Source organism: Acinetobacter sp. YH1901141 (assembly GCF_013416935.1).
GTDB classification, from domain to species: Bacteria; Pseudomonadota; Gammaproteobacteria; order Pseudomonadales; family Moraxellaceae; genus Acinetobacter; species Acinetobacter towneri.
Genome location: NZ_VPEY01000016.1, coordinates 1 through 23,469 on the forward strand (window position 1 = coordinate 1; position 23,469 = coordinate 23,469).

The 23,469-nt window shown below is 42.7% G+C and carries 21 protein-coding genes; 10 read left to right on the forward strand and 11 right to left on the reverse strand.

Features of this window, described 5'->3' with window-relative positions; all coding sequences use genetic code 11:
* Nucleotides 1–218: 218 nt before the first annotated feature.
* On the reverse strand, nt 219–752 hold the full coding sequence (locus tag FTV52_RS09640; protein ID WP_131261221.1) for a disulfide bond formation protein B: 534 nt from the start codon (nt 750–752) through the stop codon (nt 219–221).
* An 18-nt stretch (nt 753–770) separates the two neighbouring features.
* Entirely contained in the window at nt 771–2,348 is a 1,578-nt protein-coding gene (gshA, locus tag FTV52_RS09645) for a glutamate--cysteine ligase (protein WP_096901506.1), read from the reverse strand.
* Between the two features lie 318 nt (nt 2,349–2,666).
* Here gshA and FTV52_RS09650 point away from each other — a divergent pair, with 318 nt between their 5' ends.
* The 5 genes from FTV52_RS09650 to FTV52_RS09670 all read left to right on the forward strand — a co-directional run bounded on the left by FTV52_RS09650 (nt 2,667) and on the right by FTV52_RS09670 (nt 7,969).
* Nucleotides 2,667–3,206: a DUF924 family protein gene (locus FTV52_RS09650; RefSeq protein WP_179990727.1), complete on the forward strand. Its 540-nt coding sequence runs from the start codon at nt 2,667–2,669 to the stop codon at nt 3,204–3,206.
* Between the two features lie 45 nt (nt 3,207–3,251).
* The gene (locus FTV52_RS09655) at nt 3,252–3,827 is read left to right on the forward strand and encodes a hypothetical protein (protein ID WP_179990728.1); all 576 of its coding nucleotides are present in this window, start codon (nt 3,252–3,254) and stop codon (nt 3,825–3,827) included.
* An 18-nt stretch (nt 3,828–3,845) separates the two neighbouring features.
* Nucleotides 3,846–5,174, forward strand: coding sequence for a DUF445 domain-containing protein (locus FTV52_RS09660; RefSeq protein WP_179990729.1), 1,329 nt, complete (start codon nt 3,846–3,848; stop codon nt 5,172–5,174).
* 158 nt (nt 5,175–5,332) lie between these two features.
* Entirely contained in the window at nt 5,333–6,487 is a 1,155-nt protein-coding gene (locus FTV52_RS09665; RefSeq protein ID WP_026438346.1) for a methionine aminotransferase, read from the forward strand.
* Between the two features lie 114 nt (nt 6,488–6,601).
* Nucleotides 6,602–7,969, forward strand: coding sequence for an MATE family efflux transporter (locus FTV52_RS09670; RefSeq protein ID WP_096901501.1), 1,368 nt, complete (start codon nt 6,602–6,604; stop codon nt 7,967–7,969).
* Nucleotides 7,970–7,995: 26 nt separating this feature from the next.
* On the opposite strand, the gene FTV52_RS09675 is transcribed toward FTV52_RS09670, so the two are convergent.
* Nucleotides 7,996–8,835 (reverse strand): SDR family oxidoreductase, encoded by an 840-nt coding sequence (locus FTV52_RS09675; protein WP_179990730.1) that lies wholly within the window; start codon nt 8,833–8,835, stop codon nt 7,996–7,998.
* Between the two features lie 213 nt (nt 8,836–9,048).
* On the opposite strand from FTV52_RS09675, the gene FTV52_RS09680 reads away from it, so the two are divergent.
* The 3 genes from FTV52_RS09680 to phoR all read left to right on the forward strand — a co-directional run bounded on the left by FTV52_RS09680 (nt 9,049) and on the right by phoR (nt 12,342).
* A complete protein-coding gene (locus FTV52_RS09680) occupies nt 9,049–9,768 on the forward strand; it encodes a TetR/AcrR family transcriptional regulator (RefSeq protein ID WP_004974164.1) in 720 nt (239 codons plus the stop codon).
* Between the two features lie 495 nt (nt 9,769–10,263).
* Nucleotides 10,264–10,974, forward strand: coding sequence for a phosphate regulon transcriptional regulator PhoB (phoB, locus tag FTV52_RS09685; protein ID WP_004974162.1), 711 nt, complete (start codon nt 10,264–10,266; stop codon nt 10,972–10,974).
* Nucleotides 10,975–10,983: 9 nt separating this feature from the next.
* The gene (gene phoR / locus FTV52_RS09690; RefSeq protein ID WP_179988767.1) at nt 10,984–12,342 is read left to right on the forward strand and encodes a phosphate regulon sensor histidine kinase PhoR; all 1,359 of its coding nucleotides are present in this window, start codon (nt 10,984–10,986) and stop codon (nt 12,340–12,342) included.
* A gap of 46 nt (nt 12,343–12,388) precedes the next feature.
* Here phoR and FTV52_RS09695 read toward each other — a convergent pair whose 3' ends face one another.
* The 4 genes from FTV52_RS09695 to pncB form a co-directional block, all read right to left on the reverse strand.
* Complete coding sequence (locus FTV52_RS09695; RefSeq protein WP_158660398.1) at nt 12,389–13,315, reverse strand: LemA family protein; 927 nt, start codon at nt 13,313–13,315, stop codon at nt 12,389–12,391.
* An 89-nt stretch (nt 13,316–13,404) separates the two neighbouring features.
* Nucleotides 13,405–14,256 carry an archaetidylserine decarboxylase gene (gene asd, locus FTV52_RS09700; protein ID WP_104852745.1) on the reverse strand — a complete coding sequence of 284 codons (852 nt, stop codon included), beginning with the start codon at nt 14,254–14,256 and terminating at the stop codon, nt 13,405–13,407.
* The gene (locus tag FTV52_RS09705; protein ID WP_167846417.1) at nt 14,253–15,095 is read right to left on the reverse strand and encodes a sulfurtransferase; all 843 of its coding nucleotides are present in this window, start codon (nt 15,093–15,095) and stop codon (nt 14,253–14,255) included. The genes asd and FTV52_RS09705 overlap by 4 nt, the downstream gene beginning before the upstream one ends.
* Before the next feature lie 163 nt (nt 15,096–15,258).
* A complete protein-coding gene (pncB, locus tag FTV52_RS09710; protein ID WP_131261228.1) occupies nt 15,259–16,464 on the reverse strand; it encodes a nicotinate phosphoribosyltransferase in 1,206 nt (401 codons plus the stop codon).
* A 234-nt stretch (nt 16,465–16,698) separates the two neighbouring features.
* Between pncB and dtd the strand changes: the two genes are divergently transcribed.
* Entirely contained in the window at nt 16,699–17,139 is a 441-nt protein-coding gene (gene dtd, locus FTV52_RS09715) for a D-aminoacyl-tRNA deacylase (protein WP_004974142.1), read from the forward strand.
* Between the two features lie 62 nt (nt 17,140–17,201).
* Here the strand turns inward: dtd and FTV52_RS09720 are convergent, their stop codons facing one another.
* The 3 genes from FTV52_RS09720 to serB form a co-directional block, all read right to left on the reverse strand.
* Nucleotides 17,202–17,681, reverse strand: a complete 480-nt coding sequence (locus tag FTV52_RS09720) for a hypothetical protein (RefSeq protein ID WP_004974140.1) — start codon at nt 17,679–17,681, stop codon at nt 17,202–17,204.
* Nucleotides 17,682–17,890: 209 nt separating this feature from the next.
* Nucleotides 17,891–18,226 (reverse strand): ciprofloxacin tolerance protein AciT, encoded by a 336-nt coding sequence (aciT, locus tag FTV52_RS09725; RefSeq protein ID WP_004974137.1) that lies wholly within the window; start codon nt 18,224–18,226, stop codon nt 17,891–17,893.
* Between the two features lie 401 nt (nt 18,227–18,627).
* Nucleotides 18,628–19,848, reverse strand: coding sequence for a phosphoserine phosphatase SerB (gene serB, locus FTV52_RS09730; RefSeq protein ID WP_004974136.1), 1,221 nt, complete (start codon nt 19,846–19,848; stop codon nt 18,628–18,630).
* A 78-nt stretch (nt 19,849–19,926) separates the two neighbouring features.
* Between serB and FTV52_RS09735 the strand changes: the two genes are divergently transcribed.
* Nucleotides 19,927–21,186: a hypothetical protein gene (locus FTV52_RS09735; protein ID WP_004974135.1), complete on the forward strand. Its 1,260-nt coding sequence runs from the start codon at nt 19,927–19,929 to the stop codon at nt 21,184–21,186.
* Nucleotides 21,187–21,292: 106 nt separating this feature from the next.
* Here FTV52_RS09735 and ppk1 read toward each other — a convergent pair whose 3' ends face one another.
* Complete coding sequence (gene ppk1, locus FTV52_RS09740; protein ID WP_131261229.1) at nt 21,293–23,356, reverse strand: polyphosphate kinase 1; 2,064 nt, start codon at nt 23,354–23,356, stop codon at nt 21,293–21,295.
* Nucleotides 23,357–23,469 lie beyond the last annotated feature (113 nt).

The following is a 23,469-nucleotide window of genomic DNA, read 5'->3' on the forward strand; positions in this document are numbered from 1 at the left end:
AAATCCTATAGAACAGATGTGGGCATGGGTTAAACGTAAGCGTAAAGAATGGTTGATCGACTCAGTCGATGAGTTATTTCGAGTTTTTTTCGAATCTTGTATGAATAATAAAGTAGTTTGACTATAGATAGATTATCAACAGATACACAAAAAAAATGCGCCATCGCAATTTTATGGATGACGCATTTTTATCAATTCAGTGGGTAGGCTCCCGGAATTTATTTTTTCTTCACTTTGCCAAATGTAGTCGATGCCACAAAAGGATAGTTACGCAGCAATTGCCATAAACTAATGATCGCCAACACGCTAAAGAACAGCAATGACCACACAGGTAAAGACTGCCCTAAGAACGTCCAGTCAATCACAGCACATTCACCTGAACCCGACAGTACTTGTTGCAATACGGCTTTCATGGGTAAGGCATCTACCAAATAATCTAGCCCTGGACCGCAGCTTGGCACTTGATCGGGCGGTAAGTTTTGCAGCCACACATGCCGTGCTGCCACACCCACTGACCATAAAATTCCAATACTGCCGAACAGCGCGTAAATACGCTTAACCACGTTAGATTTAGGGTTATGCACAAAGGCAATCAGTGAAACCAAGCCCAATGCAATTAGGCCCACCCGCTGAAAAACGCACAGTGGACACGGCGCTAAACCTTGCACATGCTCCAAATACAATGCAAATGTCATCCCAATGACACTGGCTAAAAATAAAACACCACTTAGCAGACGATAACTCAATTGCATGTTTAAATCCCTGAACTGTTATCTATATTGTGCGACATAGTCTGCAAAACTCAGACCTTGTGCTTGTTCAAGTTGTTGTTGTTGCTGAATAGATTGCACTGCAATTTCATCAAAATATGTTTGTGTTTCAGGACGAAGCGTATGTTGTTCATACGCATGTGCATGTTGCTGTGCCATATAACTGCCAAAGCCCCACGTACCACCATGACGAATAGTATCGGCAATCATGTGTGCCGACAGAGTTTCATCGACTTCATGCAAACGCACCATCATGCGTTCTAAAGCTTGAGAATACAGCTGCGTCGCATAACTTTGGTCGAGTAAAGCAGCCAAAGGTTGCATGGCGGTGACATACTGCTGTCCCCACGCTTCAATTGGGGTTTTAACATCGCTCTCTTGAATGTGCGCATTTGGCGCACGCCCACGATTGACCACTTCGGCCTGATTTTTTTCGATGATGCTTTGTTCCGCATCTAACAAGGCTGGGCTGTCTTGCAACAAACAATACAATGCTAAGACTTCCAAAAAGCCTGCGGTATGTTCATCTATCCCAATTGGGCTATACGGATTAACATCTACCGCACGTAATTCGACATAACCAATACCACGATTGGCAAGTGCTTGAGATGGGGTTTCACCTTCTTGTGGTACTTGTTTTGGGCGCACCAAACTGTAGTACTCATTTTCGATTTGCAGCACATGGTCATTAATTTGAATTGGCTCACCCGTAGCATCATCTAAACCTAAGCGGCTAAATGGCAAGTACGGGGTTTTCACGGCTTTTTGCAAACCATCTAAATAACCTGTTAAGTCATTGTAATGAATACCAAGTTTTTTCTGCGCCGAGTTTTGATAGCCAAAGTTACCCATACGCAACGCAGTCGCATACGGTAAATACAACGTGCCTCTTAACAACGGCAACAAATGATGTTCACGCCCCGTCATAAAACACTGACAAACCGATGGACTTGCACCGACTAAAAACATCACCAATGGCGTTAAACGAATAAAGTTACGAATTAAACCTAAATAACGATGACTACGATAATCTTGCAAACTCAGTGCTTTGAGCTGCTCATCACTTTCATGTTGTTGCAAGGCGGCAAATAAATGTTCAGGGAAGGATAAATTATAATGCACCCCTGAAATAGTCTGCATACGGCGACCATAGCGCACACCTAAACCACGGCGATACAAAGTTTTAAAGCGCCCAATATTGGAGCTGCCATATTGCGCCAGTGGAATACCGTCATCGGTTTCATCAAGCATACATGGCATCGACAGCGGCCAAAGTTTTTCACCTTCGCCTAAGTGCTGATGCACCACGCTATGAATATCTCGCAAATAATCAAGCGCGTGTTGAATGCTGCTTTGCGGTGGAGTAATGAACTCCATCAACGCTTCGGAATAGTCCGTAGTAATATGCGGATGTGTGAGTGCCGAACCCAAGGCTTGAGGATGTGCTTGCTGCGACAAGAAGCCATCGCTTTGCATACGCAGACTTTCGCGTTCAATCCCGCGCAACATCCCTTGAAGCAACGCAGCGTCTACCCATGTTGGTAGAACATCTTGCGCATTTGGTTCGGGTTGACTCATTACACTCTCGCTTAATCCAATACACTACAAATACGACATAAACCACAGGCTGATTTTGGGTCGGTGGCAATTTTCTCTATCATGCAGATGATCTGAGATGAAATTGCTACCGTTCAAGTATAACTTGATTTGGCATCAGCACATGCGCTTGGGCTGTTTTTTCTAACAAAATGATGATTTTGGGGCATGCTGACATTTAATAAAGTGGTCAACGTCAATAAATTTTAATTTGGCAATTTTTTATCACAAAGTTGCACTATAAGACATGCTAAATTTGTGATTTTATAATCAAAAGAACAGAGGTAAATAATAAAGCGTATGAATTATCAGGATTTTTTAGATTTTTGGTTTTCTCCTGCTGCTGAACCGAACTGGTTTGTCAAAAGCGCAGAGTTTGATGCCGTGCTTGCAGAAAAATTTACCGATGTACTGCAACAAGCGGCACAAGGAGAACTATGGACATGGCGCGAAACACCCGCAGGTCGTTTGGCTGAAATCATTGTTTTAGATCAATTATCACGTAATTTATACCGTAATGACCCGCGTGCCTTTGCCCAAGATGGAATAGCCTTGGTGTTGGCACAGGAAATGATTCACTTAAAATTGGATCAGGACTTAAACCCAACCGAACGCCGTTTTTTATATATGCCGTTTATGCACAGTGAATCCAAACGTATTCACGAAGTCGCATTGACGCTGTTTGAAAGTTTGAATGACCCCACCGTGTTGGGCTATGAACTGAAACATAAAGTGATTATTGACCGTTTTGGGCGTTATCCGCATCGGAATCAGGTGTTGGGACGTCCTTCGAGTGCAGAAGAACTTGAGTTTTTAACCCAACCCAATAGCAGTTTCTAACTGGCGAGCTTGTCTTGGCTGGTTGATGTGTACAGGAGCTTTCACATGAAATATTCCCTACTCGGTCTTGCCCTTGCCAGCAGTTTGCTGTTTACAGGCTGTGCCACGACACCCTCTAAACCGCTCAGCTTTGAACAGTTGGGGCAATACAGCACCACACCGCTCAATGCGCAAACCTATCGGATTAGTTTTTTAGCGGGTCATAACATGAGTTTTGGCACAGCAGAAGAAATTACTTTGGTGAAAGCAGCACAAACCACGCTGCAACACGGTTTTCGCTTTTTTAAAGTTTTAGATGATCCGAGTAACCGTAGCCAGAAACCACCTAGACAAGCCGTGGTTTACCCTGCACCAAGTTACTATCCGTATAGCTATTCGCCGTATGGATATTATCATCGTCGCGCACCATTCTGGCCTGACCCATTCTATGATATGCCGCAAGTGGTGACCCTCGATCCGACTCAAGTGTCTTACACCATTCAGTGTTTTAAAGATCAAAAATCTGCACCTGAAGATGCCTTTGATGCGAGCCTAATTTTACAATCACTGGGGGCAAAATATGGTTTAAGTCCCACAGGACAACCATTACCCCCACCAACCTCTGCCCCTGCCGCGCCCTAATGAGATAAGGATGCCTGCATGAATACAGCGTCTGACCACACTTTAGCGAGCAGCTCGCAGCATAGCTCTCCGAGCCTGCAACGCAGTAAACGCTTTGCCACCATTGCTTTAGTGATTGCCGTGCTGGCATGGCTGGCATTAATGCTGACCGCAAAATTACTGCCTGAATATACGTGGTTGATTCACATTCTAATGCTGTCTGCCGAAGCAGGCGTGGTGGGTGGGCTAGCAGACTGGTATGCGATTACGGTGCTGTTTCGCAATCCTTTTGGCAAAATGCCAATTCCTAAATTCTTACGTGATCACACCGAAATTATTCCACGCAACAAAGACCGTATTGCCGAGTCGATGGGGCGCTTTGTGCAGGAAAACTTTTTATCGCCCCAAGTGGTACAAAAAAGCCTGCATAGCACTGACTTATCCTTAGCCGTGGGTAAATGGTTGGCGAATCCGCAAAATAATGCGCAAGTGACCCAAGTCATTCAGCAAACTGTACCGAAAATTTTTGAATTTGTCGGGCAAGAACAAATTGGGCGCTTTATTCAAAGCAACAGTGTGCAATGGGTTCGCAATACTCAGGTCAACCACTTGGCCAGTGAAATGCTGCGTGCGGTTTTGGAAAATGACTTCCATCAGGATGTGCTGCAACACGGTTTAGACCTTGCCCATGACTGGATGCTGAAACATCCTGAAAAAAGCCGTGAATTGACCCGTCAATTATTTAAAGAACTTGGCGTGTGGAAACTGGCCAAAGGTGCGAGCTGGATTGGAATTGATGTGCAGCAACGCACTATAGATTCTTTACTGCAACGGGTCGAATCTATGTTGGCAGACCCTGAACACCCTTGGCGACAAAAAATTGAAGAGGCTGGGCAACAACTGATGTTACAACTGGCAGATAACAACAGCAGTGCCAGTCTACGTCTAAATGACACTAAAAATGCCCTATTAGACAGTCCACAAGTCTTGAATTTTATCAGTGGTGCAGTGGTGATTCTCTGCAATGCGATTAAGGAAGATTTACAAAAACCTGATTCGGGAATTGCACAAAACCTGCGTGTTGCTATTCAGCAAGTCGGTGAAAATATCATTGCCAATACCGCAGTACGTCAATTACTGAATGAAAAAATGAGTACGATTGCGGTGAACTTGTCAGATCAATATAGTGAAAAAGTAATTCGCTTTATTAGTGAGCGCATTCATGAATGGGACTCGCGCGAAATGATTGGCAAAATTGAAAACGAAGTCGGTGGTGATTTACACATGATTCGGGTCAATGGTGTAGTGGTAGGTGCATTTATTGGTCTGGGATTGGGGATTATTCGGGCATTGGTGGAGTTGATTTGAGATGAAATTTTTTTGATAAGTCGATCTTGAGGTGTTCAATCAAAAATAACGCCTCGAACGATCTATTCAAGCCACATCATCACCCTTTACCCCATTTGCATTCCCCCCTGAAAACGCTACGATGTAAAACAAGCTGCTGCCACAACCAGAACCCCACTATGCTCGATATTCACGCGAAACTGCCTGCTCAAGGTCTGAGTATTTTTAGTACCATGTCTAACTTGGCACAACAACTGAATGCCTTAAATTTATCGCAGGGTTTTCCCGACTTTCCCCCACCTGCAGCATTACTGGATGCTTTAAGCCAAGCCACACACGCAGGCTTCAATCAATATCCTTCGGGCGATGGTTACTTGCCACTACGCGAACAACTGGCACAGCAATTTTTACAGCGTGATCAGCTAATGCTTGACCCGATCAGTGAAATTACCATCACCCCAGGGGCAACACTGGCTATTTTTAGCATCATGCAAACCGTGCTGCAGGCAGGCGATGAAGTCATTATTTTTGATCCAAGTTATGACAGTTATGCACCCTGTGTAAAATTGTTGGGTGCAAAAGCCGTTCATATTCCGCTGCAGGCTCCACATTTTCAGGTGGACTGGAATATGGTCAAAGATGCGATTCATGCCAAAACCCGCATGATCATCATCAACACACCACATAACCCCACAGGCACAGTATGGTCAGCGCAAGATTGGCAGCATTTAATTGATGTTATTCAGGAACATAATATTGTGGTGCTGTCCGATGAAGTCTATGAACATTTGGTCTTTGATGCGCATCAACACCGCTCTGCACTGTCTTTTCCTGAGCTTAGGGAACGCAGTTTTGTCGTGGGTTCCTTTGGTAAAACTTTTCATGTCACAGGCTGGAAAACAGGCTACTGTGCGGCTGCACCTGCCTTAATGCAGCTCTTTCGCCAAGCCTATCAATTTATTAATTTCTGCGGAGTTAGCGCTGTGCAAGTGGCTTTGGCAAATTATATGCAGCAGCACCCTGAACATATTGCAGAACTGGCAAAGTTTTATCAGGACAAACGTGATTTGTTTAATCAAGGCATTGCCAATTCACGCTTTCAATTCAGCCCTGCACAAGGCACTTATTTTCAAAATTTAGATTACAGCAATATCCGTCCCGGCTTAAATGCTGTCGATATGTGCCATTTTCTAGCCGAGCAGCACGGCATTGTCGGTATTCCTGTGTCTGCATTTTATCAAACCCCACCCGATGATTTACGTTTAATCCGTTTCTGCTTTGCTAAAAAAACCGAAACCCTGTTGCGTGCAGGTGAAATTTTATCGGCAATTTAAGCGATGAAGCTCCACTGAAATGTCACTGAGTTACTGAAAAGCTAAGGCTTTTTATGACCAAATCATGCTAGGGTGAAATTTCAAACAACCGCATATTGAAGCGCAGGATTTGGCATGGCAAGACCTCAGGCACTGGTCGATCACCCTCAGCTTTGGAAAACCTTTTTGGTGTTTCTATTGCCACTGATTGCCACCAATATTTTGCAAAATCTTTCGGGCACCATTAACACGATTTTTGTCGGGCAAATGCTCGGTGTGGAAGCCATTGCTGCGGTGTCGGTATTTTTTCCCATTATTTTTTGCCTGATGGCCTTTGTGATTGGGCTTTCGGCAGGATCGACCGTGTTGGTCGGGCAAGCGTGGGGCGCACAAAATGTCGAAAAAGTGCGTTGTATTGTCGGTTCGACTTTATTTATGACCCTAATTGGCGGCAGTTTCATTGCCTGTTTGGGGGTGATTTTTGCCGAACAAATTTTAATATTATTAGGCACAGACCCTAAAGTGATGCATCTATCCCTGCCGTATGTGCAATGGATGTTGGCAGGCAGCCCACTGCTGTTTGTTTATATTATTTATACCTCTATTTTACGTGGAGTGGGCGATAGCCTTACGCCACTCATTGCCCTGAGTTTGACTAGTTTAATGGGATTGGTGATTACCCCCATCCTGATTGCAGGTTATTTTGGCTTTCCTCGCTTGGGCATTATTGCCCCTGCAATTGCCACCATTCTGGGCTATCTGGCTGTTTTAATTTTTTTGGTGATTTACCTGAATAAAAAGAATCATCCCTTAAAAATGGATGTGCATCTACTACGTCAAATTCGGCATCAACCCAATTTAAGCAAGGTGATTTTACGCTTAGGGATTCCTACAGGCTTACAAATGGTCACCACCTCTATGGCGGGTTTGGTGATTGTTGGTTTGGTCAATCGGCATGGTGCTGAGGCCACTGCCGCCTATGGCGCAGTTAATCAGGTGTTGAACTATATTCAATTTCCTGCGCTATCTATTGCAATTGCCGCTTCAATTTTTGCTGCACAAGCCATTGGTGCAGGCAAAGCCGAATTACTGGCTAAAGTGACCCGTACAGCCTTAGGCATGAATTTGCTGATTACAGGTATTTTAGTCACCTTGGGTTATTTATTTTCTAAATATCTGATGGCGTTGTTTATTACCGATCCGGCGGTGGTGGTACTGGGTCAGCAGCTCTTATTTATTGTGTTATGGGCCATTTTATTTTTTGGTGCCAGTGCAATTTTTGCCTCCATTATGCGCGCCAGTGGCACGGTCAATGTTCCAATGATCATCAATATTTTAGCGATTGTTTTAATTGAAGTACCGTGTGCTTATTTCTTCAGTCAGTGGTGGGGTTTGCAAGGAATTTGGTATGCCTATGCCTTGGCATTTGTGAGTCTGTGCATCGGTCAAGGTGCGTATTATCAATTTGTCTGGAAGAAAAAAACCATTCAGGTTTTGGTCTGAATGGTCTGTTATATTTGTAAGTTAGATTAACCGCGTTTCTTGCCCAACTTAGTCGCCCATGCGGTAACTTTCTGATAACCCGTTGGAACAATACGCTGGATTAAATCCAAAGTTTTGGCATCATTACCAATCAATAAACGGCGCTTGTCTTTTTGTACCGCTCCTAAAATTTGGCGCGCCGCTTCTTCAGGCGGGCAACGCAATAATTTATTAAAAGCACGTGCCGATTTTTCAGGATTCATGCCCAAAGTGCGCATGCTGTCGTTCATTTTAGCATTGTTGGCAATATTGGTACGAATCCCGCCTGGATGCACGCTCAACGCACTCACACCACAATTTTCCAAATCCAATTCCTGACGCAAAGACTCGGTAAAACCGCGCACCGCAAATTTGGTTGCGTTATAAGCCGACTGCGTTGGCTGTGCAGTTAAACCAAATAAACTGGAAATGTTAATGATATGACCATCTCCCGTTTGTTTGATTAAAGGCAAAAATTCTTTGGTGCCATAGACCACACCCCAGAAATTAATACCAACAATCCACTCCAACTCTTCGTAACTTGCACCTTCTACGGTAGAACCCAACGCCACGCCTGCATTATTAAAAATCATATTGACCGAGCCGTGGTCTCGCACAGTTTCAGCTGCCCATTCGCGCATTTGTTCTAATTTAGAAACATCCACCTTTTTAATGGTCACGCGCACATTACTGTCTTTGAGCAAATCCACTGTTTGCGCCAAACCTTGTTCATTCACATCACTGAGCGATAAATGACAGCCTTGCTTCGCCAATAGAACAGCCAATTGCTGCCCAATACCCGAGCCTGCGCCTGTAATTGCGGCAACTTTATTTTTAAAATTTTTCATGTGATTTCCTTGAGTATGTGGCGTGCACAGTTCAGACCTGCTTGTTGTTTTGTAGGGCTGTGCGATGCGCTGTGGTTTAAATATAATTTTGACAATAAGTATTGTCAATATAAGCCAGTACGAATATCGCAAATGAATCTGAAAACATAGGTTTAACAGATAATTATTGCTAGTATAAAGCCTAATTACGGTTCTTATTTGGCTTAACTGAACATGACAGAACAACTGCCCGTGACTGCAGAAACAGAAAAAACCACCCAGAAACAACAAAAAGAACGTCAGTTTAAAGGCTTGTCTTTAACTGAGCGCAAACAGGCGCGTCGTGAAAAACTGATTGAGGCAGGTATTCAAGCCTATGGCACGCATGGTTTTTTTGCCGTGACCGTAAAAGATATTTGTACCGAAGCCAAACTAACCGAGCGCTATTTCTACGAATCCTTTAAAAAAAGCGAAGAACTGTTTCAGACCATTTTTTTAAAATTGATTGATGAATTACAGCAAAATGTCATGCAAGCCATTATGCAAGCCTCGGCTGATCCTAAAAAAATGATTGATGCAGGACTGACTGCTTTACTGACCACGCTAAAAAATAACCCGCAAATGGCACGTATTATTTATATTGATGCCATGCTGGTGCAAGAACTACATAACCAAGCCACCATTCACGAAACTATGTCGCGTTTTGACCGCATGATTCAGGCCTTTGTCATGCTGATGATGCCGCATTTAGACCGCCCCAACCGAGAAATTTCACTGGTAGCGACAGGCTTAAATGGTTATGTCACCCAAATTGCGATTCGCTGGGTGATGAGCGATTTCAAACAATCCATGGAAGATGTCTTGTCTTCTTGCCGTATTGTATTTTTATCGTTATTACAGACCTTTTCGGAAAAAGAGCAAGCTTTTGTGAAAGATTCTTCGACATTGTCATAAAATCGAAAAATATTCATAATATTTTTCAAATTCAGAGGGGTCTGCTGACATTTCATAAATGGCTTGCGCTGTAGGCTAAAACTGAGCAGATCAGGCATGAAACGCAGGGAATAGTGGGTCTATTGCCAAGTTTCATAACGCAATCTGAGAAAGTTTTAGCTACAGTCCTTCGGAACGAGCATATTTTTTTGCCGCTATTGCGTTATGAGTCAGTCACTTAGAATAACTAAATTTCCTGCCTCATGCCTTATATCAGCTAAAAAATCTTGCGAGATATATCTCTCACGTCGCAAACATAGACGAAGTGTCAGCAGACAATATTTACTTTGACTGAATCTATTCAGTTTTTTCATCAAATCGACACTATTTTGTCACAAATTATTGCAAAAATAGCCCATTCAACCCTTTCTGCAATGATACTGTCATAATTAATCTTTGTAATAAGCCTGTCATAAATAAAACGGTCCACCGTTAACATCTATAGGATATTGCGTTGTGAAAGATGACTACATTTTAATCGTCGATGACGAACTTCCAATTCGGGAGATGATCCATACCTCTTTAGATATGGCAGGCTTTCAGTGCTTACAAGCAGAAGATGCAAAACAAGCTCATCAGATGATTGTCGATCAACGTCCAGCGCTTATCTTGCTTGATTGGATGATGCCAGGCGGTGTCAGCGGTGTAGACTTGTGCCGTCGCCTAAAACGCGATGACAACCTTGCTGAAATTCCTGTGATTATGCTCACTGCACGTGGCGAAGAAGATCACAAAGTTCAAGGTTTAGATGCTGGCGCGGACGACTACATGACTAAGCCGTTCTCGACCCGTGAACTGGTGTCACGTATTAAAGCGGTCTTACGTCGTGCCAATGCCTTAAGCGGTGAAAAAACTATTGATGCCAACGGTTTAATTTTGGACCCAGTCAGCCAGCGTGTCAGTTTTGGTGACAATATTTTAGAAATGGGCCCAACCGAATATCGTCTATTGGCGTTCTTTATGACGCACCCAGAGCGCGCTTACACCCGAGCGCAATTGCTTGACCAAGTCTGGGGCGGCAATGTATATATTGAAGACCGAACTATTGATGTGCATATTCGTCGTTTACGTAAAGTTTTAGAACCGTATGGCGTAGACCGTTTTGTACAAACGGTACGTGGTACAGGCTATCGCTTCTCGACACGTGCGGATGTTGCTTTAGGCTAAAATTATTTTATGTACGAACCTTACCCAGTCCCTGAACTCGCCCGTGACCTCAAACAAGTTCGTTACAGCAGTTTATGGACTTTTGCCAAACAAGATTTTCGTTTATTGGCCTTTTTCCTAATTATTGCAAGCTTGATTGGTTTTGGGATTGGGTATTTTTGGATTTGTATTAGCCTCGCCTTTTTGCTGTTTTTTCTTCAGCAAATGCGCTCCCTCTATTTAGTTAATGATTGGATTTCCAATCGTCCTTATGATGTGCCGCCAAATCTGCATGGTATTTGGGGTGCATTACTGTTCAATGTTTATCGCTCACAACGTCAGGAACGTATCGTTCAGGCCGAAATGGTCGGGTTGATTGATCGCGCCCAGTCTTCATTGGTCGCGTTGGATGAAGCCGTGATGCTGATTGATGAAAATCATCAAATTGAATGGTGGAACCCTGCTGCTGAAAAGCTATTGGGTATTCAGCCTTTAGACCGTGGACGCAACATCCTCACTATTTTGCGCCAACCTAGTTTTATTGAATATTTTAATCATATTGATCAAGCACCTGACGGTTTAAAAATGAAATCTAGCGTGCATGAAGGGCAATATGTGCAAGTCAAAATGACTCAGTTTGGTGGCGATAGCCGTTTGTTATTTGCTTACGACATGACGCGTATGCATAACCTAGAACAAATGCGTAAAGACTTTGTCGATAATATTTCACACGAATTACGCACTCCGCTAACGGTGCTGAGTGGTTATATCGAAACCTTTACCGATCAGGAAGATATTAACCCGCGTTGGAAACGTGCTTTTGAGCAAATGCAGTCACAAACCCGACGCATGAACGCTTTGGTAAATGACCTGCTGCTGCTGTCACGTCTGGAAAATGAAAAAACCATCGCCAAAAATCAAATTATTGAAATGCCAAGTTTAATGAATCAATTATTTGACGATGCACATGCCTATAACGTCGATTATGGACATACACTCAACTTAAATATTGACAGTCATTATGATCTGATTGGTTCAGATGTAGAATTGGCCAGCGCCTTTAGCAACCTAATCACCAATGCAATTAAATACACCCCAAAAGGCGGGACGATTACCATTGGCTGGCATGATAATGGCAATCAAGGCTATTTTACTGTAGAAGATACTGGCATCGGGATTGATCCGAAACACTTACCACGCTTAACTGAACGCTTTTATCGTGTAGACAGCGCGCGTAGCCGACAAACAGGCGGCACAGGTTTAGGTTTAGCAATTGTGAAGCACGTTTTGATGCAGCATAATGCACACTTAGAAGTCGAATCTAAAGAAAATCAAGGCTCTATATTCAAAGCTGTGTTCCCGAAAGAGCGTTTGTATTACGAGATTTAATAGGAAAACTCTCCCCTCTTATAATAGAAGGGAGAGTCTATTTAAGTTAAATATCACGTTGTTGTAATTGCAGTGTTGGTTGTGTATGAAGCGTAGTCCATTCTTCAAAGCTCATCCACTGTTCTGTCCCGACTTCTGATAAACGGACTTGTTCAACCCAATTTGGATCTTCAGCCAACATAATAATTTCTTCTATTTTTACAGGACCTTTTGGTGTCGAATCAGATAATAAATAGAAGAATTTAGTTGTACTTGGCTTCCCCATATAAACATTTGCTTTATCTACAATTCCTTGTACTTGTTCACTAGACGCAATTTTTTTGCTTGTATCTGCTGCTTTATCCAATACAACTTTAGAGGTTGAGGCTAAGGCTTTAGAACCATCTACAATATTATCTTTTGCTGATTTAAATAAAGCATTCAAACGCTCTCCATCATCCATTTTAAAATCTTTTAAAATAGTTTGTTCTGCATTTTCTATTGTTAAATCAAGATATGGTGCTTCAGAAAAACCCATCCCGTTAGCAACAAAAATCGTAGGGATAGATGAACGATGTGAGTTATAAGCTTTCACGCGAGCATTATATTCATTGCGCCATTGAGAAATTTCATGCTCACATTGCTCAATATTTGTAATTAAGCGATGGTATTGTTGGTCTGCCTTTAAATCAGGGTATCTCTCAGCCATACCCTGTAAGTTCGTTAACATCATATTACTATCTTGATAACTAGAATAGATAGCATTCATTCCTGTTTCTTTAACTACTGTTAAATGTGTCAATTGCTCACTTTCTTGATAACCTCGAACAACATCCATAAGCTGATTAATTAAATTAACTTTTTTACTAATTGAGACAGAAATATTGGATAAAGACTCTTTAATATCATGCGCCTTACGCTGCAGCGAATTATAAGAAGTAAGAACCAAATAAATAATCGCTGCAATTAAGGCAAGTAAAATCCATAACCACATAAATAAAACCCTCACTTTATAATGCATCTGCCTACAAAATAGGCAGATATTTAATATTGAGGGATAATTGTAACGTTATAAATTGAAAATTAAAGTAAAAAGCCTAACTTTTTCCCCATTTCCACCACAGAGTTGGCTTTGAATTCGGCATCCCACTGCATTTTATTTTCTTCAAACAAAACAATCGCGGTTGAACCCAAATAAAAACGTCCTAATTCTGCACCTTTTTCAAGGAATAATTGGTGCTGATTCAGCTCCAAACGCCCTGATGGTTTCACTTTGCCTGTCGCCACGGTTTCAATGCCCGCTACAATCATGGCACCCACTAAAACAACTGCCATACGCCCCAGTTCGGTATCAAACAAACACACCATGCGCTCATTGCGGGCAAATAAACCCGGAATATTTTCGGCTGTGGTTTGATTGACAGAAAACAACTCACCTGGCACATATAAAGTTTCGGTGAGTGTGCCTGCAAAAGGCATGTGTACACGGTGATAATCGCGCGGAGATAAATACACGGTTGCAAATTGACCATTTTTAAATGGTTCAGCCAATTGCGGGTCGGCAATTAAGTTTTCAACAGTAAATTGCTGACCTTTGGCCTGAAAAATTGCCCCATCTTCAATTTTACCCAACTGTGAAATCGCCCCATCTGCAGGCGATACAATGCTGTTCGGATTGCTGTCAATTTCCCGCACACCCTGCTTTAAAGAACGGGTAAAAAATTCATTAAAAGATTTATATTTCAAGGCATTGCTTTGTTCTGCCAAAGACATATCAATGCCGTATTGCGCCTTGAATGCAGTGATGACCGCATTTTTGAGCACAGGATGCTCACTGGCTGCAAGTTTACCCACAACACGTGATAATTGATGTTGTGGCACAACGCGTTGTGCCTGAATGAAAATTTGTTTTTTTAAACGTGATGTGAGGCTCAAGACGGCAACTCTCCAGTAATAACAGGACTGTCAGGGCGGTTGCCCCATTCACTCCACGCACCATCATAGGCCTGAATTTTCCAACCCAATAAACGCCCTAAAATGTAGGCCAAACCTGAACGGTGATGTGACTGACAATACACCACTACAGGTTCGTTTAAATTGAATCCGAGTTGTTCCAGACGCTGTCGTGTGCGTTCTAAGGGATGCAATTTTAAATGATTTTCACGATTAAGGGCAGTACTCCATTCAAAATGCAATGCCCCAGGAATGTGACCGCCGCGTCGTGCAGCCAAACGCAGCCCTGTATATTCATCTATGGTGCGGCAATCCCAAAGTTGCACCGACTGGTTTTGGCACTTTTCTAATAGCTCATCATATTGAATTCTATACTGATTTTGCTCGGCAACAGGAACAAGCATGCTGACGGGTGTTAGCGGTTCAACCTCAGAAGTAGTTGGAAAACCTGCTGCCAACCATGCGTGAATCCCACCATTTAGTAAACTGGTATTTTCAAAGCCTAAACAGTGTAAATTCCAAATCAGACGCCCTGCCCATGCGCCACCTTCATCGTCATAGGCGACCACATGATGCTCAGGGGAAATACTCAAATACTGAATCAAGTCTTGTAAAGCCTCGGGTTCAGGCAATAAACCCGATGTATCTTCATCCTGACGTAGCAACATGCTCGGTTTGACCTGTAAAGCATGCGGAAGATGCAATTGCTCGTACACCGAATTGCGGCTCAAATCGACAATGCGCAATTTTTCATGCCCTAAAAAGGGAACTAAATCTTCTGCTTCAATCAGCAGTCCAAAATTGAATGGAGAAGTGCTCATTTTTATGCGGTTCAGTCTGTTTGGCAATCAACTTTAACTTAGTATAGGTCATTTTTGATAGCATGCTGTTTTTTTCATAACTTTCGCAGAATTTTAACAATCACATGCTTTAATCTAGAAAAAAACCGAAGATTTTCTTCGGTTTTTTCAATGTGCTCAGGTTTTAAACAGGCGTTTGTATTTCAAAAACTTGGCGTAAATATGCCAAGAAGGTGTCATTATCGGTCATGGTTTTACCCGGACTATCGGACAATTTCGCCACCGACTGACCATTACATTCCACCAATTTCAACACAATATTTAGCGCAGTTTGCCCCATATCATTGGTTAAGTTGGTACCAATCCCAAAACTAACCTGAAAACGGTCTTTAAAATACTGATGCAAGGCCCATGCTTTTTCGACATTTAAGCCATCACTGAAGGTCAGCATTTTAGTTTTACTGTCAATTTTTAGCTTTTTATAATGTGCATAAGCTTTATCGCCCCACACATACGGGTCGCCACTGTCATGTCGCAAGCCATCAAATAACTTGGCAAAATACAAATCAAAATCACGCAGGAAAGCATCCATCCCGACCACATCAGTCAAGGCAATGCCTAAATCACCCCGATATTCTTGCACCCAAGTTTCTAGTGCGGCTTTTTGGAAGTCACGTAAACGTACATCTAGCGCCTGAAATGCCTGTAAAAACTCATGTGCCATTGTCCCAATTGGGGTAATGCCTAATTCTTTAGCCAACAGTACATTACTAGTACCACGAAACACTTCAGGTACAGCTTGATGAAAAGCCGCAATCACGTGCTTTTGCCATGCAAAACTATAACGGCGGCGCGTACCAAAATCTGAAACCAAAAATGGTGGATCTTCAGGCAGTTGCTGCTGTTGGTAACTTTGAATCAGGGCAATTTTTTGCTGTAAACGGCGCTCACCTTCTGCCCAAACCTCATCATTACGGATGCGCTGAAAATACAGTTCATTGACAATTGCCAGGACAAAAATCTCGAACATCATGGCCTGTACCATCGGGCCTTCTACCCGAATATCCAAACGACCTTGCGCATCAATACTGGCGTGAATAAAACGACGCTTGAGCTGAAATAATTCTAAATAATCGACAAAGTCACTTTTAATAAAGCGTAAATTACGCAAATACTGCAATTCATCTTCTTTAAATTTCAACTGACACAAATGATCAAGCTGCGCATTCAACTCAGCTAAAATATCGCTCAGTGGATACGCGGTATCTTCAAGATTACGGCAGCGGAATTGATACACACTGTGCGTTTGCGGAAATTTATGCAGCACCACCTGTAACATGGTGAATTTATATAAATCAGTATCGAGCAGAGATTGAATAATGGGGGTCATAGGGATCATCATTTCGCGGTACTTCTTGCATTAAAGCATACTTTATTCAGCAAAAAAGGGCTTTTATCGACAATCTTGTTACAACTTTGCTGAAGTGTAGCCTTCCCAAGATATTTTACCTCTCTGCGGGCAGCTACCGTTCTGATGCTTTCGTGATTGATGTTAATGCACGCCAAAGTGCCTAAGTTTGCTACAATCTGCAGCCATCCCCCACACTGAGAAAATTAGTCCCCCATGCGCGCATTATTACAACGAGTTCTTGAAGCCAAAGTCGTGGTCGATGGTGAAATCACTGGCGAGATTCAACAGGGTATTTTGGTATTTTTGGGCTTAGGCAAAGACGATAATTTTGAGAAAGGCAAAAAGCTGATTGATAAAATTTTAAAATATCGTTTTTTTGATGATGAACAAGGCAAAATGGGTTGGAATGTCAGTCAGGCCAATGGCAGTGTGTTATTGGTTTCACAATTTACCCTCATGGCACAGACTCAAAAAGGTTTACGTCCTGATTTTGGCCCTGCGATGCCCCCAAACGATGCCAAAGCGCTGTATGAACAATTGGTGGACTATGCCAAAAGTCAGTTTGACAGGGTGGAAACAGGTATTTTCTCTGCCGATATGAAAGTGCATTTGGTAAATGACGGGCCTGTGACTTTTTGTTTGGAAGTCGAGTAAATCACATATAAAAAAACCTCTGTCAAAAATTGATCAGAGGTTTTTGTTTGGGTCTGAGCAGCTTATTTACCCGTTTTTTGTTTAATAAACTGGCGTGCCATTTTAATTTTTTCTTTTACAGGTTTTGGTAGTTTAGGTGGAATCAATTTCGCTGCTTGGTTAAACCACACCAATAAGCCAAAATCACCTTCCATTTTAATGCTGCCATTTTGCATGCCTGTCATAAATGCAGTTGGATCACCTTTCATTAAGGTTTTTACGCCTTGCTCGCTGTCTGCAAACTGCAAAATAAAATCGGCTTTTTCTGCATCGCCTGCCACAGTGTCAATATGTCCATTGTTGACAATAATTTGACGCGCCATACCCAAGTCTGTGCCAATTTGAATACGGAACTGGCGTTCATGCACCAACTCAATAAATTTTGGACTGGTACGTGCCAGTTGTTTCATACGCAATGCCAAACCTGCCACGAGAAGGTCAAGTGGATCGGTGCTGACATCAACCAAAGGAAGTTTGACCACAGGAATTGCAGAAAGTTTCATGACAGTAAAGCCTATTGTAATTGTTGGATAATGAACAGACTCATCCTATCACAACTCCCGCTTTTTGCTGCAAGGCTTTGTATAACAATCTTTAGGAGGGTGTTAAAATTTTGTCGCTGTTTGGATGGCGCAAACTGCCGTACAGATAAAGCAAAAAAGATGCAAACCAGTTGCATCTTTTTAAAGTTTTTGAATTTAGTCTGTACGATTTAGCGGCTTGAGCACTGCTGCTGATCGTCTTCATAGACTGGGGTATGTTCGATATAGCGACGTTTTGCCAAAGCACGCTCTGCCCGACGGTCTTCTCGTAATAATAATAAAGTCACCAAAGTCATCGCCAAGAAAATTGCCGACAAGTAACTGTAGGTAATTGGCAGTTCAAATACGCTTTGCACACTGTAGCGCACCACTTCCAATAAACCCCAAAACACCATACCTGCCAACATAAAGTTTAACCAGCGACGATAAGGCGAAAAGAAAACAGCAATCAACGCAGCTGCGACGAGGCTTAAGCCTACAATGGTCGCTAAATTCGCTGTTAGCATAAAAACCTCCGTCTAAAGATGCAGCCTCTTTTTGAATTGGTCTGCGACTTCAAATACCGTTTAAATAAATAATGGATGTCGATTTAAATTCTATGTCTGCATTATGCTGCGTTTTCTAGATAAAAAAAGACTTGTATTTTTATAAAGCGACACACCTTGTCGCAATATTATATTGTCATTACATTTTTTAAATTTTGTAGTTTTCGGGAAGCTAAGCTAGCTCTTTATTCGCGTGTCATTACAAAAAAACACCTTATTTTTTTGCCTTAAAAAATATTTTTTTCATTCAATGCTGTTGCGGTTTTTATCGACAGTTTTTGTTTACCGTTCATCGTTATCTGCTGATTATACAAACAAAAAACGCAGCATGACTGCTGCGTTTTTTTCATTGAATTGTCATATTAGGCACGGTTCAAGTCTTTGTCATGCACGCCCAATAAGTACAGCACACCATCTAAGCCCACGCTTGAAATGGCTTGATTGGCGTTTTGACGTACCAACGGTTTAGCACGGAACGCCACACCTAAACCTGCAATAGAAAGCATTGGTAAGTCGTTCGCACCATCACCCACCGCAATGGCTTGTTCCAAAGAAATCCCCATTTTGTCTGCCAGTTCACGTAGCAATAATGCCTTACGCGCACCATCCACAATGTGACCTTTTACTTCGCCTGTAACCATGCCATTTTCCACATCTAGAATGTTGGCATGCACTTCATCAATCCCCAATTTTTCCTGCAGATATTCTGCGAAATATTGGAAACCGCCCGACAAAATAGCGGTGCGATAACCCAAAGATTTCAGGGTTGAAATCAGGCGTTCAGCACCTTCGGTCACGGTCAGACGTTCGGCAATTTTAGGCAACACAGCAGCATCTAAACCTTTGAGCAATGCTACGCGCGCGCGGAAACTTTGCTGAAAATCCAGTTCACCCTGCATGGCACGTTCGGTAATGTCCGCCACCTGATCGCCCACACCTGCCTCAATCGCCAACTCATCAATCACTTCTTGTTCAATGAGCGTTGAGTCCATGTCAAAACACACCAAACGGCGGTTACGACGGTAGGCATTGTCTTCTTGTACCGCGACATCCACACTCAGTTCATTCGACAGGCTTAAACACGCAGCACGCATGGCAACTGCATCTAGCATTTGTCCACTTAATCCAAACTGAATGCAAGCACGTTTAGGTTCATCTTCGGCTACATTAAGCTGTGGGCGACCCGACAAACGGGTTACAGTTTCAATGTTAAAACCTTGGCTAGATACAATATGCGTGACCGCCTGTAAATGTGAGGCATTCAGCTCTGGTGCCAGTGCAGTCACGATATAACGGGTACGACCGCCTTCTTTGACCCATTGCTCATATTCAGTTGCAGAGATTGGTTTAAAACGCACAGTTAAGCCAATATCATGTGCTAAAATCAGAATCTCCTTCATGGCTAAAGCAGTTGCAGTCTGGTCTTCTGATGCAACAACAATACCTAAAGTCAGTTGATTATGAATAACAGCTTGGCCAACATCTAAGATTTGTAAGGAATGAGCGGACAATACCTGCATTAATCGAGTAAACTGATTAGGTTGGTCAGGTCCTAAAAATGATATAAGAATGATTTCTCGCATGAATTGACTCGGGTCTGAGCTACAACTATTGTGAGAATCATAATCTAAATTGAATATAAATGCCTTGGAAGTTTTACCTTGAATGCGCCTAGACAAGGGCTATTTGCTAGCCTATTGATTGTAAGTTTTGCTTTTCACACCTTTTTATTGGTGCTTGCAACAACACACCAATTAAATGAAAACCGCGCCAATCAGGGGCAGTTAATGACCAGCCAACTGGTCACAGACAGCCTTTCTGAGCTGGAACCTGCCAATACAGTATCACTGGCATTATTGGTGAATCGTTATGCCACCAATCCAAGCATTGCTTCTATTCGTATTTTAGATGCGCAAAATCAGGTCTTGGCGACAGGTGGACAGTCACGTACCCGTGAAGGTGAAGTCTTTGTCCGCGATGCAATCATCAATGAAAAGAAAGTCGGCAGCATTGAAATTACCTTAATTCAGCCAAGTATTGGTGAAATTCTGCGTACCCAATGGTTAGCGACACTTTTATCATTATTGGTTCATGGCTTGTTATGGTTGGCTTATCGCGCGATTGCCCGTCCAAGTCGTAGTGAATATTTAGCACGCATTAATAATGAATCTCGCCTTAAACACGAATTACAATTATTGACGCAAGCCCTTGAACAAGAAAAACATCAAACGGCTTTGGCACTTGCGCAGGCACAGCAACAGCCTAAACCTGTGATGTCGCCTAAAGCAAACAAAGCCATTGAGCAAAGCCAAGAGCAAAACAACATTGCGCTGAATATTCAGTTTTATGACCCGAAACAATTATTAGACACGGTCACGCAAAGTGTGTCTGTGCCTTATTTTAGCTTATGTCAGATTTTCCTGAACAAAAGCATTGAACTGTGCGTACAACACTACAAGTTAAACCGTTCCGACATTCAAACAGTACAACCATTCCATGAAGATGGCGCAACACTCAGTATTGCAGCCAATACACCAAATGCAGCAGCCTGTATGGCCATGATTGGCACGGTGTTCCAGTTATTGTCTGAAGTGCTGTATAAGCGTTATCGTGAAGAAAAGCGTTTTGTGTTGCAAACTCGCAGTGGTTTATCAACCGCAGTCGAAGCCATGCAGTTATCTGCAGTGCAGGCAGCAGAGCGTTTGGTGCATCAATTATCTGCTCGTGAAAATGCAGTGCATTTACCGAATGAATTACTAGATGAACTGTCTACGCATTATGAATTAGTGAGTATGCCAAATCCGACCAATGTGCTGATGCGCCATGCCTTTATGGTTAATGGCATGGACAGCCAATCGGCTGAGTTGGCGCAAAGCCTGCGAACTGAAATTCTAAAAGGCAAACATTCAAGAGCTTCTTAAAATAATCCATGAGATGCCTTAAAAGCATAAAAACCTGAGTATGCACACATACTCAGGTTTTTTATACTCACAGATGCTAGATCACATCCATTTACTGCAGCCCAATTTACACATTCAACTGCTTCTGCTCGACCAAATACATTTGCGCATTGTGTACAGCAGCCTGCCCCACCACAGCAGCTTTCTGCCATTCGCCATTGGCTTGTAGCTCCCACGCATTTTGATTGTCATGCAAATAACTCAGCAAGCCATCTTCTACAATACGCTGTTTAATTTTCTCATCCAAAATAGGGAAGCAAGTTTCCACCCGTGAAAATAAGTTGCGCCCCATCCAGTCTGCGCTGGCGCAGTACAATTTTTTTGCACCACCATGCTCAAAATAATACACGCGGGTATGCTCCAAAAAGCGTCCCACAATCGAACGGACATGAATACGCTCAGACATACCTTTCACTTTTGGAATCAAACAACAAATCGAGCGGATAATTAAATCGACCTGTACCCCTGCCTGCGAAGCACGGTACAAAGCCGTAATTAACTCAGGCTCAGTCAATGCATTGACTTTAATGATAATTCGGGCAGCTTTGCCTGCTTGTGCAAACCCGATTTCTTGTTCAATCAGTTTGAGCAATTCACTGTGCAAGGTAAATGGTGCATGCAGCAAGTTTTTTAATTTTGCCGATCTGCCCATGCCTGTGAGTTCCTGAAACACCCGATGCACATCTTCACAAATATCAGGATGTGTGGTCATCAAACCATAGTCGGTGTACATACGTGCATTGCCCGCATGATAGTTGCCTGTACCCAAATGCACATAGCGCACCAACTGATCTTGCTCACGACGCACAATCAAAATCATTTTGGCATGGGTTTTATAGCCGACAATGCCATACACCACCACTGCGCCTGCCTCTTGCAAGACGTTGGCGACCATAATGTTGGATTCTTCATCAAAACGTGCGCGTAGCTCGATCACGGCAGTGACTTCTTTGCCATTACGTGCGGCTTCTGCAAGTACCTGCACAATTTCAGAATCTGGGCCACTACGATACAGCGTTTGCTTAATCGCCAACACATTTGGGTCTTTCGCCGCTTCTTTGAGTAAATTAATCACCGGCTGAAAAGAGTCAAATGGGTGATGTAGCAACACATCCTGCTTTTTCAGAATCTCAAACATCGGTTTTTGCTTCCGAAATATTTTTGGAATCACAGGTGCAAAAGGTGGATATTTCAATTCAGGTCGGTCAAAACTACTGGTCAGACGCGACAGGTTAATCGGCCCGCTAATCCGATATAATTGCTGCTCATCTAAATCAAACTCTCTGAGCAAATAATCAATAATATCTTGCGGGCAATCATCTTCAATTTCTAAACGTACCGCACGCCCAAAACGACGTGACGATAATTCATCTTTTAAGGCAACTGCCAAATCATCGACATCTTCGGCCAAAATCAGGTCGGCATTGCGGGTCACTCGAAACGCATAGCAACCTGTGGCTTTCATGCCTGGGAACAGATCATTGATATGCTGCTGAATAATCGCAGTCAAGAAAATATGTTCAGTCGCACTACCTGCCACTTCTTTTGGCAAATTGATTAAACGTGGCAAAGAGCGTGGCGCAGGCACAATCGCCATTTCAATTTCACGTCCAAAAGCATCTTTGCCTTGTAAACTGACAATAAAGTTCAGACTTTTATTGACCAAACGCGGAAATGGATGCGATGGGTCTAGGCTAATTGGCGTTAAAACAGGCTGTACCTGACGGGCAAAATAATCGGCAATCCACGCTTTATGTTTATCCACAATGTCATGGTATTGAATAAAGTGAATCCCTAAACTTTGCAGCTGCGGCAAAATGGCATAATTTAAAGTGTCGTATTGCTGCTTCACCGCCTGATGCACTTTATCAGACAGTTCTACCAAGACCTGTTCAGTCGGAATGGCATCTGGGGTACGGGTAATGGCATTCAAATCGAGTTGCTTCATTAAACCTGCAACGCGAATTTCAAAAAACTCATCTAAATTACGTGAAAAAATAATTAAAAAATTGAGTCGCTCTAAAATAGGTAACTCTGGGTCTAAAGCTTGCGCCAAGACCCGACGGTTAAACTCAATTAAAGAGAGTTCACGATTAAAATAAGTATCAGATGAATGCTGAAAGTGTTCCATATCTTCTCTATGCTGTTTTTAAGACAGTCTGCTTATTTCGCCTCTGTGCAAGGCATGGTAGGTAGAGATTATGACAATCATGTTACACCCACGATCAATCGCAGAACATTTCG

Bases quoted from the DNA above. Each gene is read 5' to 3' on its own strand.
- FTV52_RS09640 (WP_131261221.1), bottom strand. From the start codon at position 752: ATGCAATTGAGTTATCGTCTGCTAAGTGGTGTTTTATTTTTAGCCAGT.
- gshA (WP_096901506.1), bottom strand. From the start codon at position 2,348: ATGAGTCAACCCGAACCAAATGCGCAAGATGTTCTACCAACATGGGTA.
- FTV52_RS09650 (WP_179990727.1), top strand. From the start codon at position 2,667: ATGAATTATCAGGATTTTTTAGATTTTTGGTTTTCTCCTGCTGCTGAA.
- FTV52_RS09655 (WP_179990728.1), top strand. From the start codon at position 3,252: ATGAAATATTCCCTACTCGGTCTTGCCCTTGCCAGCAGTTTGCTGTTT.
- FTV52_RS09660 (WP_179990729.1), top strand. From the start codon at position 3,846: ATGAATACAGCGTCTGACCACACTTTAGCGAGCAGCTCGCAGCATAGC.
- FTV52_RS09665 (WP_026438346.1), top strand. From the start codon at position 5,333: ATGCTCGATATTCACGCGAAACTGCCTGCTCAAGGTCTGAGTATTTTT.
- FTV52_RS09670 (WP_096901501.1), top strand. From the start codon at position 6,602: ATGGCAAGACCTCAGGCACTGGTCGATCACCCTCAGCTTTGGAAAACC.
- FTV52_RS09675 (WP_179990730.1), bottom strand. From the start codon at position 8,835: ATGAAAAATTTTAAAAATAAAGTTGCCGCAATTACAGGCGCAGGCTCG.
- FTV52_RS09680 (WP_004974164.1), top strand. From the start codon at position 9,049: ATGACAGAACAACTGCCCGTGACTGCAGAAACAGAAAAAACCACCCAG.
- phoR (WP_179988767.1), top strand. From the start codon at position 10,984: ATGTACGAACCTTACCCAGTCCCTGAACTCGCCCGTGACCTCAAACAA.
- FTV52_RS09695 (WP_158660398.1), bottom strand. From the start codon at position 13,315: ATGTGGTTATGGATTTTACTTGCCTTAATTGCAGCGATTATTTATTTG.
- FTV52_RS09705 (WP_167846417.1), bottom strand. From the start codon at position 15,095: ATGAGCACTTCTCCATTCAATTTTGGACTGCTGATTGAAGCAGAAGAT.
- pncB (WP_131261228.1), bottom strand. From the start codon at position 16,464: ATGACCCCCATTATTCAATCTCTGCTCGATACTGATTTATATAAATTC.
- dtd (WP_004974142.1), top strand. From the start codon at position 16,699: ATGCGCGCATTATTACAACGAGTTCTTGAAGCCAAAGTCGTGGTCGAT.
- FTV52_RS09720 (WP_004974140.1), bottom strand. From the start codon at position 17,681: ATGAAACTTTCTGCAATTCCTGTGGTCAAACTTCCTTTGGTTGATGTC.
- aciT (WP_004974137.1), bottom strand. From the start codon at position 18,226: ATGCTAACAGCGAATTTAGCGACCATTGTAGGCTTAAGCCTCGTCGCA.
- serB (WP_004974136.1), bottom strand. From the start codon at position 19,848: ATGCGAGAAATCATTCTTATATCATTTTTAGGACCTGACCAACCTAAT.
- ppk1 (WP_131261229.1), bottom strand. From the start codon at position 23,356: ATGGAACACTTTCAGCATTCATCTGATACTTATTTTAATCGTGAACTC.